The organism is Streptomyces sp. bgisy159 (genome assembly GCF_057707805.1).
On record NZ_JBYIQX010000032.1, the window covers coordinates 14,677 to 29,740 of the forward strand.

Here is a 15,064-nt window from a genome sequence, read left to right on the forward strand (position 1 = left end):
GCCGGTCGTCCTCGCGCAGTGAATCCCGGCTCCATCGCCGCGCCACCCGTTTACAAGCGCGCCCCGCGGCGCTACCTTCCGCAGAGGTGAGGGTGGGAGCGCTCCCATCGGTGGACCGGAACCCGCCGCCGGAGCGCTCCCGCCCTCACTCATCCGCACGCCCCCCACCCGCCCGGTCCGCATACGGAAGGACGGACTGATCTGTCATGATCATGGCAACTCGGGACTCCCTGACACCCTCGCCCTCGGCGGCGCGGCCGGGCTTACGCCTGCGCGCCCTGCTGCTCGTCCTCGTCTCCCTGCTGGCCACCGTCCCCGCCCTCGGCCTGGTCGTCTCGGCCGGCGGCCCCGCGCAGGCGCACGGCACCCCCATGAAGCCGGGCAGCCGCACCTTCCTGTGCTGGCAGGACGCCCTCACCGACGCCGGGGAGATCAAACCGGTCAACCCGGCCTGCCGGAACGCCCAGCAGGTCAGCGGCACCACTCCGTTCTACAACTGGTTCTCCGTGCTGCGCTCGGACGGCGCCGGCCGCACCCGCGGCTTCGTCCCGGACGGCGCGCTGTGCAGCGGCGGCAACACCAACTTCACCGGCTTCGACGCGCCGCGCGACGACTGGCCGCTGACCCATCTGACCGCCGGGGCGACGGTCGACTTCTCGTACAACGCCTGGGCGGCCCACCCGGGCTGGTTCTACGTGTACGTCACCAAGGACGGCTTCGACCCGAGCCGGACGCTCACCTGGGACGACATCGAGGACCAGCCCTTCCTCTCGGTCGACCACCCGCCGCTCGACGGCTCCCCGGGGACGGTCGAGGCCAACTACTCCTGGTCCGGCAAGCTCCCCGAGGGCAAGTCCGGGCGGCACATCGTCTACATGGTGTGGCAGCGCTCGGACAGCGCGGAGACCTTCTACTCCTGCTCCGACGTGGTCTTCGACGGCGGCAACGGCGAGGTGACGGGCATCCACGAGCCCGGCGACCCGACCGACCCGGTCCCCGGCGAGTGCTCCGCGACCCGCCGCACGACCGGCAGTTGGAGCGGCGGCTACCAGTCCGAGGTGACCGTCACCAACACCGGCGACGTCCCGATGCTCGGCTGGATGGTCGACTGGACGCTGCCCGCGGGCCAGTCGGTGGACAGCCTCTGGAACGGCAACGCCACCTACACCGGCCAGGACGTGATGGTTCACAACGCCGACTGGAACGGAGCCCTCAGCCCCGGCGGGAGCGCGACCTTCGGCTACGTGGTCCAGGGGCCCGGCGGTGACAGTACGACGACCCTGCCCTGCCGGGTCGGCTGACCCCGCCCGGACCCGGAGGTCGGCGCCGAGAGGCCACCGGGTCCGCCGGCCGGAGTGGAAGGTCCCACCCGGCCGACCCCTACGGGGGATCGGGGTCGGCCGGGTGGGCCCCGGCCGGACGGTGCCACGGACGGGGTGGGGGTGCGCGGTGCGGGCCGCCGGACGGCGGTGAGCCACGCGCGTGTGGTCTACACCTGACTCTACCCTCGGCCGGACAACGCTGTCACATCGGCGGTTGGCCCAACACCTTCGCCAGTCACAGCAGTTGGCGCCGCACGTGGACGCCCTCGCCCCCCTCGTGGCCGTTGTACGGATAGGAGTGGATCTCCCGGCGCGGGTCCGTCCCCGTCAGCTCCCCGTACCGGTTGAACGCCGCATGGGCGCCGCTCGGTGGGCAGACCGTGTCGCGCAGGCCGGTGCCGAAGTGGGCGGGCGCCTGCGCGCGCCGGGCGAACGAGACGCCCTCCACGTAGCCGAGGGTGCGATGGGCGGCCCGCTCGGCGCCGCGGTGGACCGCGAGGTACCCGGCGATCTCGCCGTAGGGCCCGGTGTCGGTGAGGTCCAGCGCGCGCCGGATGTCGCACAGCAGGGGCGCGGTGACGAGCACCGCGGCGAGGTCGGGCACCAGCCCGGCGACGGCCAGGGCGAGTCCGCCGCCCTGGCTGTTGCCGACGGCGGCCGTGCGGGCGGGGTCCACGCCGGGCAGCGTACGCACCGTCGCCACGGCGCGCACCGCGTCGGTGATCAGCCGCCGGTAGTGGTAGTCCCGGGGGTCGAGCAGGCCCCGCACGGCGGGCCCGGGTCCGCCCGGCGCGCTCGCGTGCGGGTCGGGGGTGGTGCCGCCGTCGCCGTACCGGTCGCCCTGGCCCCGGTTGTCCATCAGCAGATGGGCGTACCCGGCGGTCACCCAGGTCAGCCGGGAGTGCGGGAGGTCCCGGCCGCGCCCGTACCCGGCGTACTCGACGACGGCGGGCAGGGGCCCGCTCGCGTCGGCCGGGAGGCTGAACCAGGCGCGCACGGGGTCGCCGGCGAAGCCGCGGAAGGTCAGGTCCCAGGTGCGGGTGAGCCGCAGGCCGTTCTCCACCGGGCGCATCGACACCAAGGGGGCGTGCGCCGCGGCCTCCTTGAGGGTCCGGCGCCAGAAGTCGTCGAAGTCGGCGGGTTCCCGGACGTCGGGCCGGTGGTGTTCCAGCTCGTGCAGCGGCAGGTCGAACGCGGGCAAGAGGACACCTCGCAGGAATCGGAACCAGAACGGAAACTTGCGGAGTCGGTGCGTGGTGCCTCCGGGTTCTACCCTGCCGCCCGAGGCTTCCAACGTCTCCCCTCCGTGGTGCGGAAACTGGCGCGTGACCCATTGACAGCGCTTTCTCCATGCCCATAGGTTGCCGCGAAGTTACCGGTAAGAGCTCGAAAGTTTCGGTTCCGCGTTCCCGCTCCGGGAGGCCCGAGCATGAGCACGTCCACCTCGCCGGCTCCGCCGCCCGGCACCCAGGACCCACCGCCACCGACGACCGGTGCTCCGCCCGCCCGGCCCTCCCCGCGCCGCGGCCTGCGCCGCTCGCTGCGCCGCGACTGGCAGCTGTACTCGCTGGCCGTGCTGCCGCTGGTCTTCTTCCTGCTCTTCCGCTACCTGCCGATGATCGGCAACGTGATCGCGTTCCGCCGTTTCGAACCGGGCGGTTCGATTCTCGGCGAGCAGTGGGTGGGGCTGCGCTACGTGCGCATGTTCCTGTCCGACCCGACCTTCTGGCAGGTCTTCCGCAACACCCTGTGGCTGGGCGGGCTGACCCTGCTGTGCTGCTTCCCCGTCCCGATCGTCCTGGCGCTGCTGCTCAACGAGGTGCGCCGCACCGCCCTGAAGCGGTTCGTGCAGTCGGTGTCGTACCTGCCGCACTTCCTGTCGATCGTCATCGTCGCCGGCATCACGATGCAGATGCTGGCCACCGACGGCCCGGTCAACCACGCGCTCGGCTGGTTCGGTCACGACCCGGTGCGGTTCATCCAGGAACCGGAGTGGTTCCGCACCATCTACGTCGGCTCGGAGATCTGGCAGACCGCGGGCTGGGGCACGATCCTCTACCTCGCCGCGCTCACCACCATCGACGAGGACCTCTACGAGGCCGCCCGCATCGACGGCGCGGGCCGCTGGCAGCAGATCCGGCACGTCACCCTGCCCGGCATCCGCCCCACCATGATGACGCTGCTGATCCTCAACATCGGTACCTTCCTGGCGGTCGGCTTCGAGAAGATCCTGCTGCTGTACAACCCGCTGACCTACCCGACCGCCGACGTCGTCTCCACCTACCTCTACCGGACCGGTGTGGAGTCCAACAGCTTCAGCTACGCCGCCGCGATCGGCCTGTTCGAGGCGGTCATCGGACTGGTCCTGATCACCTCCGCGAACCAGCTGTCGCGCCGCACGGTCGGGACCAGCCTGTGGTGAGCCGCCCCCGCACCTCCGTCAACCAGCCGACCCGCGGCTACCGCGTCTTCCAGGGCGTGAACGGGGTCGTCCTCACCCTGGTCGTGGTGGTGACCCTCTACCCGTTCGTCAACATCGTCGCCCGCTCCTTCAGCGGCGAACGGCAGATCCGCGCCGGTGAGGTCACCCTGTGGCCCAGGGGCTTCGACCTCACCACCTACCGGATCGTCTTCACCGACGACACGTTCTGGCGCGGCTACGGCAACACCGTGTTCTACACGGTGGTCTCCACCGCCGTGGCCATGGTGCTGACGACCTGTTACGCCTACGTGCTGTCCAAGAAGCACCTGCGAGGGCGCGGACTGCTCGTCGGGGTCGCCGTGTTCACCATGTTCTTCTCCGGCGGTCTGATCCCCCACTACGTCCTGATCACCAGCCTGGGCCTGAAGAACTCCGTGTGGGCGATCGCCCTGCCGAACGCGATCAGCGTCTTCAACCTGCTGGTGATGAAGGCCTTCTTCGAGAGCCTGCCCTCCGAGCTGGAGGAGGCCGCCGAGATCGACGGGCTCAGTACCTACGGCATCCTGCTCTGCATCGTCCTGCCGCTGTCCAAGGCGGTCATCGCGACGATGGTGCTGTTCTACTCGGTGTCCTTCTGGAACTCCTGGTTCCAGGCCTTTCTCTACATGGACCGCACCGACCTGATGCCGGTGACCGTCTACCTGCGCAACCTCATCGCCGGCGCCACCGGGGCGACCAACGCCGGGGCCACCACCGAGCAGGGCACCCAGGTCGCGGCGAACATCCAGGCGGTCACCATCGTGCTGACCTCCCTGCCGATCCTGTGCGTGTACCCGTTCGTCCAGCGTTACTTCGTGTCGGGCGTGATGCTCGGCGCGGTCAAGGGCTGAGTGCCCTCCCGCTCTCCCGTCCCGCTCTCCCGTCCCGCTCTCCCCTTCCGCTCTCCCGTCCCGCTCACCGAACAAGGGAGTGTCCGTGCCCAACACAGGCAAGCTGTCGCGGCGCCAGATCCTCGCCGCCGCCGGATTCGCCGGCCTCGCCACCCCCACCGGCTGCGGCGGCGGTGACGACGGCGGGGACACCAAGGACCTGGCCGAGAAGCAGCACGGCGCGATGAAGGACTACCGCGCAGGACAGCAGTTCAAGGCGACGACCGCGCTGTCCTTCACTCTGCTGCACAACAACATGCCCAACTACCCGCTGAAGCCGGACTGGCTGTTCTGGAAGGAGCTGGCCCGGCGCACCGGCGTCACCCTCAAGGCCACCACCGTCCCGTCCAGCGACTACGACAAGAAGCGCAGCCTGCTCATCGGCGCGGGCGACGCCCCGCTGCTGATCCCCAAGACCTACCCCGGCCAGGAGGCCCCCTTCGTCTCCTCCGGCTCGGTCCTGCCCGTCAGCGACTACGTCCACCTCATGCCCAACTTCCGGGACAAGGTCAGGAGATGGGCGCTCCAGCCCGAGCTGGACTCGCTGCGCCAGTCGGACGGCAAGTACTACCTGCTGCCCGGCCTGCACGAGAAGGTCAAGTCGGGCTACTCCCTGTCGCTGCGCACCGACGTCCTCGACCGCCTGGGCCTCGCCCTGCCGACCACCTGGGACGAGGTGTACACCGTCTTCAGGGCCATCAGGGCCGAGTACCCCGACCGCTACCCCTTCTCCGACCGGTGGAGCAACCCGCCCCACTCTGCCGGGGCGCTGCTCGGCTACCTCGGCCAGGCGTACGGCGTGCGGGCCGGCTGGTCGTACCTCAACACCAGCTGGGACCGGCGCAAGGGCGAGTACGTCTTCACCGGCGCCACGGACGCCTACCGGCAGATGCTGGAGTTCCTGCGCAAGCTCGTCGACGAGAAGCTCATGGACCCCGAGAGCTTCACCCAGACCGACGACGAGGCGACCGAGAAGCTGCTCGCCGAGAAGTCCTTCGCGATCAGCGCCAACCCGCAGGAGCTGGTGCAGAACTACCGCTACAACCTCCGTCGCCAGGTGAAGGGCTCGGCGATCGAGATGGTCCCGGTCCCGCTCGGCCCGGCCGGACCCGTGGTGCTGGGCGGCGCCCGCCTGGAGAACGGGCTGATGATCTCCCGCGAGGCCCTCAAAGGCGACAGCTTCGTCGCCCTGATGCAGTTCGTGGACTGGCTGTGGTACTCCGACGAGGGCCAGCGGTTCGCCAAGTGGGGCGTGCGGGACGTCACCTACACCGAGTCCGGCGGGCGCTACGAGCTCGAGGACGGCATCGACCTGATGGGCTCCGACCCGGGCGCCCCGAAGAACCTCCAGCGGGACTACGGCTTCTCCAACGGCGTCTTCTCCTACGGCGGCAGCTGGGCCCTGGTCTCCTCCTCCTTCACGCCCGACGAGAAGAAGTTCCAGGACGCGATGTCCCGACGCCGGCAGCTCCCCGTCGACCCCGCGCACCCCTTGCAGTCGGTCGAACAGGAACAGGCCACCCTGTGGGACACCCCGCTGCGGGACCACGTCTTCCAGAACACCCTCCGGTTCGCCCTCGGCAAGCGCCCCCTGTCCGAGTGGGACGACTACGTCGCCGAGCTGAAGGCGAAGAACATGGACCGGCTGATCGACCTGCACAACAAGGCGTACGCGCGCTTCAAGAAGGAGAACGGGTGATCCACGTCCCCGGCACCCCGGTCGGCCGTCTGTCCGACGCCTGGCGCCACTGCGTCGGCACCGGCCGCACCGAGCTCGCCCTCCGCCGCGACCACCAGGACTCCCTCGCCCTGCTCCAGCGGGACATCGGCTTCCGGTACATCCGCGGCCACGGCCTGCTCAGCGACGGCATGGGCGTCCACCGGCCCTACGAGTGGCAGGGCGCCCGCCACGACCACCACTCCTTCACCTACGTCGACCAGATCCTCGACGCCTGGCTCGGCCTCGGTGTCCGCCCCTTCCTGGAACTCGGCTTCATGCCCGACGGGCTGGCCTCCGGCGAGCAGACCGTCTTCTGGTGGCGCGGCAACGTCACCCCGCCCCGCGACCACCGTCAGTGGGCCGCCCTGGTCCGCGCCACCCTCACCCACCTCGTCGACCGCTACGGCCTCGACGAGGTCCGCACCTGGCCCATCGAGGTGTGGAACGAACCCAACCTGACCGACTTCTGGCAGGACGCCGACGAGAAGGCGTACCACCGGCTCTACGAGATCACCGCGCACACCGTCAAGGAGGTCGACGCCGGCCTCCGGGTGGGCGGACCGGCGATCTCACCCGGCGCCGACCCCTGGCTCGTCCGCTTCGCCGAGTTCACCGCCGAGCACGAGGTACCCCTCGACTTCGTCTCCCGCCACGCCTACACCTCCGGCCCCGCCCAGCACGTGCCCTTCGGATCCCACCAGACCCTCGCCCCGGCGAGCGACCTGCTGCACCAGTTCGGCACCCCGCGACAACAGCTCAAGGGCACCCGGTACGCCGAACTCCCGGTCCATATCACCGAGTTCAACTCCTCCTACTGCCCGGACAACCCGATCCACGACACGGCGTTCAACGCCGCCTACCTCGCCCCCGTGCTCGCTTCCGGCGGCGACCTCGCCGACTCCTTCTCGTACTGGACCTTCAGCGACATGTTCGAGGAGGCGGGCGTGCCCACCGCCCTCTTCCACGGCGGCTTCGGGCTGCTCACCCACCGGCAGGTGCGCAAGCCCACCTACCACCTGTACGCGTTCATGGCGCGGATGGGCGCCGACCTGCTCGCCCGGGGCGACGACCACCTCGTCACCCGCCATCGGGACGGCCGGGTCACCGTGCTGGCCTGGGCGCCGGTCGACCCGAGCGGTACGACACCCGGCCCCGAGCGGCACGAGCTGCGGTTGTCGGTGCCCGTAGGGGGAGCGGGGGAGACCTTCGTCCGGCGCTCCACCGTCGACGAGGAGCACGGCAACGCCTACACCGCCTGGCGGCACATGGGCGGCCCCCGCTCCCCGAAACCGGGACAGCTCGACGTCCTGCACGAGGCCGCCGAGCCCGCCCGCGCCCACACCCGGCTTCCTCTCACCGGCGGCCGCGCCGACCTGCGTCTCACCCTGGCCCGCCACGAGATCACCCTCGTGGAGCTGACCCCGCCGGCCGACGAGACCCCGCCCTGGTGGGACGAGCGCCGGCTGCTCGGCCGGGAGCCGTCATGAGCGGCACGGTCACCGACTTCGGCACCGGCGTCCTCTCCCGCGCCACCGCGCTGATCCACACCCTGCTCACCACCCAGGCCCTCCTGCTCGCCGCCGCCTCACCGGGCCTGGCCGCACTGTTCCTGCTCGGCGGCGACCCCGCCAACCTGCCGCTCGCCGCGCTCTGCCTGCTCCCGCTCGGCCCCGCCCTGGCCGCCGCCGTCTACGCCCTGCACCACCGCGGCCGCGACCTGACCGACCTGCACCCGGCCCGCGTCTACGCCCGCGGCTGGCGGCTCAACGCACGGCCCGCGCTGAAGCTGTGGGCGCCGCTGCTGGCCTGGCTCACCGTCATCGCCTTCACCCTGACCCACTTCGCCGCCACCGGCCTGCCGGGCTGGTGGGCCGCCCTGGTCGCGCTGACCGGCGCCGTCGCCCTGCTGTGGGGCGCGCACGCCTTGATCCTGACGTCGCTGTTCACCTTCCGGGCCCGCGACACCGCCCGCCTCGCCGCGTACTTCCTGGCCCGGCACGGCCGGGTCACCCTCGCGGCGGCCTCCCTGCTGATCCTCGCCGCCGGTCTGACCGCCGTACTCACCGAAGCCCTGCCCGCCCTGCTCGCCGCGCCCCTGCTGCTCTCCCTGCTGCACAGCAGTCGCCCGGTGATCGCCGAGACCCGGGAGGACTTCACCGCACCCAAGCCCTCAACGACGCCTGGTGGACAGCCTCCTGGTCCCACCGCTACACCCCCTGTGTGGAGACCGCCACCCGGGTCACCCCGGACGGCGACCGCCTGCTGTTCCTCCTCGACCACACCACCCGACCGGCAGCCCTCACCGCGCACGCCGCCGCCGGCGACCTGCTCACCGGAAAGCGGGTCGACCAGGGCGACCCGCTCGACCTGGACCCGCTCGGCGTGTCCGTCCTGCGGCTTCAGTGGATCCGGCGGCCCCGCGCGTCCGGCACCCCCGACTTGCGCAGGAAGTAGCTGTTGAGCTGGTCCCGCCACTCGCGTGCCGACCGCAACTGCTCCTCGTACCGCTCGCTCACGCGCGCGTGCCACGCCGGGTCGACCAGGTCCGCTAGGCCCGCCCACACCCGGCGGGCCTCCTCGACCTCCTCGACGCCCTCGAAGCGGGTGTCGTAGATGTGCTGGATCACCGTCTTCCCGCTGTGCAGGACGTGCCCGTACGGGACATGGTGGAAGAACAGCAGCAGTTCGTCGGGGCAGGTCCGCGGCGACTCGTACAGCCGCGACCAGGGCTTCGGGTACTGGCCCGCGTAACCGGTGCCGGTCGCCACGCTGCGGTCGACGCCGACTCCGTCGCGGTCGGCGAAGTGGTAGGTGCCCCACGGGCTGTACTCGTAGCCGTCGACGCTCGGCCCGTAGTGGTGCCCCGGCTGCACCATGAACCCCACGCCCAGCGGAGCCGTGTACTTCTCGTACGTCCGCCAGGAGCCGGCCAGCACCGCCCGCAGCCCGTCCGCCAGCCGCTCCGGGGCGGCCGGGAAGGTGAGCGCGATCCACTCCTCCAGGACGGCGGCCGGGTCGGCGTCCGGCTGCCAGGCCAGCCGCCCGAAGGTGTACAGGTTCGCCTGGGCCAGCGGATGCCCCGTCCAGTGGGGGTCGTCACCCACGTTGGACACGGCGGCGAAGGCGTCGGCGAGATCCCCGACCGACTCGTCGCCGAGCCGGAACCGCAGCACCTCGCTCCACATCGGTCCGAGCCAGCACACGTGCCGCTGCTGCCCGGTGTACTCCTGCGTGGCCTGGAACTCCACCGCCAGCCGGGTGCGCGGCAGCGCGCCGAGGACCGGGGAGACCGGCTCGCGCACCTGGAAGTCCATCGGACCGTGCTTGACCTGGAGCACGGTGTCGCCGGCGAACCGCCCGTCCAGCGGGGCGAAATGGTCGTAAGCCGCCCGCGCCCGGTCCGTGGAGCGGTCCCGCCAGTCCTGCCGGTGGTCGTAGACGAACGCCCGCCAGCGGACCGTGCCGCCGTACGGGGCGAGCGCGGCGGCCAGCGCGCCGGCGCCGTCGGCGTGGCTGCGCCCGTAGCCGAACGGGCCCGGCCGGCCCTCGGAATCGGCCTTCACCACGAACCCGCCGAAGTCCGGGATCGCCGCGTACACCCGCTCGGCCGCCTCGGCCCACCAGCGCCGCACCCCCTCGTCGAGCGGGTCGGCGGTGTCCAGACCGCCGAGCACCACCGGCGAGGCGAAGGACACCGCCAGGTGCACCCGCACGCCGTACGGCCGCACCGCGTCGGCGATCTCGGCGACCTCGGCGACGCGGTCGGTCAGCAGGCGGGCCTCGACGGTGTGCACGTTGACGTTGTTGACGGTGATCGCGTTGATCCCGCAGGCCGCGAGCAGCCTGGCGTACGCGCGGAGCCGTCCGGTGTCGCCGCGGGCCGACCCCTCCCGCCAGAAGAGCGAGCCGCCCGCGTAGCCGCGCTCCACCTGGCCCATCACGGGGTGCACGGCGACGTTGTCCCAGTGGTCCAGCACGCGCAGCGCGACCGCCGGGCGGTGGACGCGCCGCTCCCACCGCCCGGAGAACGCCCGCTCGCCGAGCCGCACCACGTGGAACAGCCCGTGCAGCAGGCCGTGCTGACCCGACGCGGTGACCGTGGTCGGCCCGTCGTCCCGGGCGCAGGCGAACCCCTCGTCACCGAGCTCGTCCGGTGCCGCGTCCGCGCGCAGCTCCAGCAGCAGGTCGTACGGTTCCTCCCGGACCACCTCGCCGCCGAACCGCCCGCAGGCGTCGGTCACTTCGGCGCGCACCGTCTCCACGAGCGGGCCGGAGCCCCGGACGGCGACCCGCCTGCGGCCCAGCGGGCGCCACACCTGCGGCGGCAGCCAGGCCGGATCCACGGCGGTGGCCACGGCGTCAGGCGACGGCCGCGCCGGTGCCGCGCGCGGCACCGATCAGGTCGCTCAGACCGGCGTCGTCGTAGACGGAGATGTCCACGTAGGCGCCCTCGGGGATGTCCAGGTCCTTCACCGAGTAGTCCAGGACCGCGCTGGTGCCGGGCGGGGTGAAGGGGCCCAGGTTGTGGGTGGTGCCGCCGGAGGTGTAGCTCACCTTCACGTAGTAGCCGTCACCGTCGTTGGCCGTGTCGTACACCCACAGCTTCTCGCCGTAGGGGTGGAACTCCACCTTGCCGAGGAACGCGCCCGACCGGGTCAGTTCCATCTTCACCGCGAGACCGCCGGCGTCGTGCGCGAAGTACGTGCCGTCGAACGGGTCGGTCAGGTTGCCGCCGCTGCAGGGGCAGCCGTCGGTGTCGTAGTAGTACTTGGCCATCGACGGGTTCGGGCTGTACGCCTGTGCCGGAGCCGCCGTCGCGGCCAGGGCCCCCGCCGCGAGCACCGTGCCGCCGGCCACCGCCGCCAGCCTGCCGACGAAGCTCATCCGCACTTCCCCCTCCTCGTGCCGGAGCGCCCGTCGATCACGGGCGGCCCGAACATTCTCAACCATGGCCCGCGGTACGCGCAGTCGTATTTCCGACAGGTCTCGACTCGGAAAAGACCACCGCCCGACCTTGCGCCCGATCTTGCTGTCCTGGCGGGAAGTGGACTATACCTGTCGGCGTTTCCTGCACGACCCAGCTTGACCCGTTCCTGGAGAAGGCGAGGACTTGAGCATGGGATCCACCTCCGCAGCGAACCACGGGCCGACGGGCGTCGGCCGCCGCGATCTGATCAAGAGGTCCGCCGTACTCGGTCTGATGTCCGTCCCGGCGACGGGTTTCCTCTCCGCCTGTGCCAGCAGCGGCGGCGGGAGCGAGGAAAAGGCGAAATCGGGCGAGAAGACCGCGAAGAACCCCCTCGGCGTGAACGCCACCGCGACCATGGAGTTCGTACTGTTCGACGGCGGATTCGGCAAGGAGTACGCCGAGGACGCGGTCAAGGTCTACGAACGGAACTTCCCCGACGCCGAGGTGAAGTTCTCCGCCACCCAGAAGATCCAGTCCACCCTGCAGCCCCGGTTCAACCAGGGCACCCCGCCCGACCTCATCGACAACTCCGGCGCCGAGCAGATGGACATGGGCGTCCTCGTCGGCAAGAAGCAGCTCGCCGACCTCACCCCGCTGCTCGACGCGCCCTCCTACGACGACCCGGAGAAGAAGGTCCGCGACACCCTGCGCCCGGGCATCGTCGAGATGGGCCAGTTCGACGGCGACCCGGTGTGGATCCTGTACTACGCCTACACGGTCTACGGCGTCTGGTACTCGCAGAAGGCGCTGGACGCGCTGGACGAGCGGTACCCGGAGACCTGGGACCAGATGCTCGCGGTGTGCGAGAAGGCGAAGAAGAAGGGCATGGCGGGCTGGACGTACGCGGGCAAGTACCCGTACTACATCCCCTTCTCCCTCTACCCGATGATCGCCAAGGTCGGCGGCCGGGAAGTCCTCGACGCCATCGACAACCTGGAGCCGAACGCCTGGAAGCACCCGGCGGTCAAGACCTGCTTCGAGGCCTACTACGAGCTCTACAAGAAGGGCTACGTCCTGCGCGGCACCCCCGGCCTCGACCACATCCAGTCGCAGACCGCGTGGGCCCAGGGCAAGGCGCTCTTCCTGCCCAACGGCTCCTGGGTGGAGAACGAGTCGGCGAACGTCATCCCCGCCGACTTCGACCTCGCCGTCTCGGCGCCCACCGGCATCGACGGCTCCGACAAGATGCCCTTCGGCGCCATCTGGGCCTCCGGCGGCGAACCGTTCGTCGTGCCGGCCAAGGCGAGCAACGGCACCGGCGGCATGGAGCAGCTGCGCGTCATGCTCGGCGAGGCGTCCTCCAGGAACTTCACCGCCAAGGTCAAGTCGCTCACCGCGTACAACGGCGGCACTGACGGGCTCGACCTCACCCCCGGCCTGAAGTCGGGGGTCGCGGCGCTGGAGAAAGCCGGCGACAACGTGGTGAATCCGCGGCTGCAGGACTGGTACGTGCAGTTGCAGAAGGAGAAGATCGGGGTCGCCGGCCTCGGCGAGATGATGGCGGGCCGGCTCACCCCCGCCGAGACCGTGCGGAAGATCCAGCAATTCGCCGACGAGGCGGCGAAGGACACGTCGATCAAGCACTACAAACACCAGTGAAGGCGCCGGTGACGCGATGCAGCACGGCAAGTACCGTTTCATCGTGGGGTTTCTGGCGCTGCCCCTGGGACTGTACGCGCTCTTCGTCATCTGGCCCTTCGTCCAGTCCATCTACTACTCCTTCACGGACTGGACGGGACTGAGTCCCGAATTCGAGACGGTGGGCCTGGACAATTACCGGCGGATGCTCCATGACGACATCTTCTGGAAGTCCCTGCGCCACAGCCTGGTGTTCGCTTTCGTGCTGCCCGTGGTGACGATCGCTCTGGCACTGTTCCTCGCCTTCATGATCAATGTCGGCGGGCGCCGGCGGAAGGGCGGCCCCGCGATCACCGGAGTGCGGGGCTCGTCCTTCTACAAGATCGTCTATTTCTTCCCGCAGGTGCTCTCCATCGCCATCGTCGCCCTGCTGTTCGCCTTCGCCTACAACCCGGACAGCGGCGCCGTCAACTCGGTGCTGCGCGGCATCGGCCTGGACGGCGTCCAGCCGCTCTGGCTGGGCGACCCCGACCTCGCCCTGTGGGCCGTGATGGCGGTGCTGGTCTGGTCGACGGTCGGCTTCTTCGTGGTGCTGTTCTCGGCCGGCATGGCGTCGATCCCCGTGGACCTGTACGAGGCCGCGCTGCTCGACGGGGCCGGGCGTGCCACCACGTTCTTCCGGGTCACCCTGCCGCTGCTGTGGGACACCGTGCGCTCCGGCTGGGTCTATCTGGGCATCCTCGCCCTGGGTGCCGAGTCGTTCGCGGTCGTCCAGATCATGACGACCGGGCCCGGCGGCCCCGACTACTCGACCACGGTGCTGGTCCTGTACGTCTACCAGAAGGCTTTCCGGGACGGTCAGGCCGCCTACGCCACCACCATCGGCGTCGCCCTGCTCGTCGTCACGCTGGCCTTCGCCGCGGTGGTGCTGCGGCTGGGCCGTCGAGAGCGGCTGGAGTACTGAGTTGAAGACCACGGACAAGCCGGCCCCGGCCCCCACCCCCGTGTCGAAGGCGGACGCGCCCGCCGGCGGCCGGCGCACCGGGCGCCGAAGGGCCGAGGGAGCGGTGCTCAACGCCTTCTCCCACGGCGTCCTGGTGATCTGGGCGATCATGGTCGTGCTGCCGCTGCTCTGGGCGGTGATGACGTCGTTCAAGGACGACCGGTCCATCTTCTCCTCGCCCTGGTCGCTGCCCGGTGAGCTGCACCTCGACAACTGGTCGCGGGCCTGGACGGACGCCCACATGGGCGACTACTTCCTCAACACCGTCCTGGTGGTGGGCGGCTCCCTCGTCGGCACCCTGGTGCTGGGCTCGATGGCGGCCTACGTGCTGGCCCGCTTCGACTTCCCGGGCAACCGGTTCATCTACTTCCTCTTCATCGGCGGCATGAGCTTCCCGGTCATGCTGGCGCTGGTGCCGCTGTTCTACGTCGTGAACAACATGGGCCTGCTGAACACCATCCACGGCCTGATCCTGGTGTACATCGCGTACTCGCTGCCGTTCACGGTCTTCTTCCTGACCGCGTTCTTCCGCACCCTGCCGACCTCCGTCGCGGAGGCGGCGTTCGTCGACGGCGCCTCGCACACCCGGACGTTCTTCCAGATCATGCTCCCCATGGCCAGGCCCGGCCTGATCAGCGTCGGCATCTTCAACTTCCTGGGCCAGTGGAACCAGTACATGCTGCCGACGGTCCTCAACACGGACCCGGACAAACACGTCCTCACCCAGGGCCTGGTCCAGCTGGCGGTCAGCCAGGGCTACAAGGGGGACTGGTCGGGTCTGTTCGCCGGACTGGTCATGGCGATGCTGCCCGTGCTGGGCGCGTACATCGTCTTCCAGCGCCAGGTGGTGGCGGGGCTGACGGCGGGCGCCCTGAAGTAGCCACGGGCACGTCCGAGGGGCGGTGGTCCGGGGCGCGACCCGCAGCTTGCCCAGGGGCGCCTTGAGCGCCGCCCCGGCGTCGGCCGATCCGGGGATGCGAGCCTCGACGGTGTACGACATCTCCGCCTTCTCGCGCGGGGAGGGGAGCGTCCGGCTCCGCTTCAGCACCGCCCGGCCGCGCTCCTCCAGGGCCTGCTCGAACAGCTCGGCGTCGACGCTTGTGCCGCGCGACTGGGCCAGT

Annotated in this window: 12 protein-coding genes and 1 pseudogene; 10 read left to right on the forward strand and 3 right to left on the reverse strand. The window is 70.5% G+C overall.

Features of this window, described 5'->3' with window-relative positions:
* The first annotated feature begins 206 nt into the window (after positions 1-206).
* A complete protein-coding gene (locus AC3ET3_RS25970) occupies positions 207-1,301 on the forward strand; it encodes a lytic polysaccharide monooxygenase auxiliary activity family 9 protein (RefSeq protein WP_435612983.1) in 1,095 nt (364 codons plus the stop codon).
* Between the two features lie 256 nt (positions 1,302-1,557).
* Here the strand turns inward: AC3ET3_RS25970 and AC3ET3_RS25975 are convergent, their stop codons facing one another.
* Entirely contained in the window at positions 1,558-2,523 is a 966-nt protein-coding gene (locus tag AC3ET3_RS25975; protein ID WP_435612984.1) for an acetylxylan esterase, read from the reverse strand.
* A gap of 228 nt (positions 2,524-2,751) precedes the next feature.
* Here AC3ET3_RS25975 and AC3ET3_RS25980 point away from each other — a divergent pair, with 228 nt between their 5' ends.
* The 6 genes and pseudogenes from AC3ET3_RS25980 (at position 2,752) to AC3ET3_RS26005 (ending at position 8,847) form a co-directional block, all read left to right on the forward strand.
* On the forward strand, positions 2,752-3,744 hold the full coding sequence (locus AC3ET3_RS25980) for an ABC transporter permease (protein WP_432135917.1): 993 nt from the start codon (positions 2,752-2,754) through the stop codon (positions 3,742-3,744).
* Positions 3,741-4,634 (forward strand): carbohydrate ABC transporter permease, encoded by an 894-nt coding sequence (locus tag AC3ET3_RS25985; protein ID WP_435612985.1) that lies wholly within the window; start codon positions 3,741-3,743, stop codon positions 4,632-4,634. The genes AC3ET3_RS25980 and AC3ET3_RS25985 overlap by 4 nt, the downstream gene beginning before the upstream one ends.
* A gap of 85 nt (positions 4,635-4,719) precedes the next feature.
* A complete protein-coding gene (locus AC3ET3_RS25990) occupies positions 4,720-6,372 on the forward strand; it encodes an ABC transporter substrate-binding protein (protein ID WP_435612986.1) in 1,653 nt (550 codons plus the stop codon).
* Entirely contained in the window at positions 6,369-7,880 is a 1,512-nt protein-coding gene (locus AC3ET3_RS25995) for a GH39 family glycosyl hydrolase (RefSeq protein ID WP_435612987.1), read from the forward strand. The genes AC3ET3_RS25990 and AC3ET3_RS25995 overlap by 4 nt, the downstream gene beginning before the upstream one ends.
* A pseudogene (locus tag AC3ET3_RS26000) lies at positions 7,877-8,554 on the forward strand (hypothetical protein); the annotation flags it as partial. The gene AC3ET3_RS25995 and the pseudogene AC3ET3_RS26000, both read left to right, overlap by 4 nt.
* 59 nt (positions 8,555-8,613) lie before the next feature.
* Positions 8,614-8,847: a Beta-galactosidase C-terminal domain gene (locus AC3ET3_RS26005; protein WP_432135928.1), complete on the forward strand. Its 234-nt coding sequence runs from the start codon at positions 8,614-8,616 to the stop codon at positions 8,845-8,847.
* Here AC3ET3_RS26005 and AC3ET3_RS26010 read toward each other — a convergent pair.
* Positions 8,793-10,748, reverse strand: coding sequence for an alpha-glucuronidase (locus tag AC3ET3_RS26010; RefSeq protein ID WP_435612988.1), 1,956 nt, complete (start codon positions 10,746-10,748; stop codon positions 8,793-8,795). The two genes, AC3ET3_RS26005 and AC3ET3_RS26010, sit on opposite strands and share 55 nt — an antisense overlap.
* A 4-nt stretch (positions 10,749-10,752) precedes the next feature.
* Positions 10,753-11,277 (reverse strand): hypothetical protein, encoded by a 525-nt coding sequence (locus AC3ET3_RS26015; protein ID WP_432135927.1) that lies wholly within the window; start codon positions 11,275-11,277, stop codon positions 10,753-10,755.
* Between the two features lie 232 nt (positions 11,278-11,509).
* Between AC3ET3_RS26015 and ngcE the strand changes: the two genes are divergently transcribed.
* The 3 genes from ngcE to AC3ET3_RS26030 are packed head-to-tail and all read left to right on the forward strand — an operon-like array spanning position 11,510 to position 14,823.
* Positions 11,510-12,961, forward strand: coding sequence for an N-acetylglucosamine/diacetylchitobiose ABC transporter substrate-binding protein (gene ngcE, locus AC3ET3_RS26020; RefSeq protein WP_435612989.1), 1,452 nt, complete (start codon positions 11,510-11,512; stop codon positions 12,959-12,961).
* Between the two features lie 16 nt (positions 12,962-12,977).
* Positions 12,978-13,904: a carbohydrate ABC transporter permease gene (locus AC3ET3_RS26025; protein ID WP_432158404.1), complete on the forward strand. Its 927-nt coding sequence runs from the start codon at positions 12,978-12,980 to the stop codon at positions 13,902-13,904.
* 1 nt (position 13,905) lies between these two features.
* Positions 13,906-14,823 carry a carbohydrate ABC transporter permease gene (locus AC3ET3_RS26030; RefSeq protein WP_432135910.1) on the forward strand — a complete coding sequence of 306 codons (918 nt, stop codon included), beginning with the start codon at positions 13,906-13,908 and terminating at the stop codon, positions 14,821-14,823.
* Positions 14,824-15,064 lie beyond the last annotated feature (241 nt).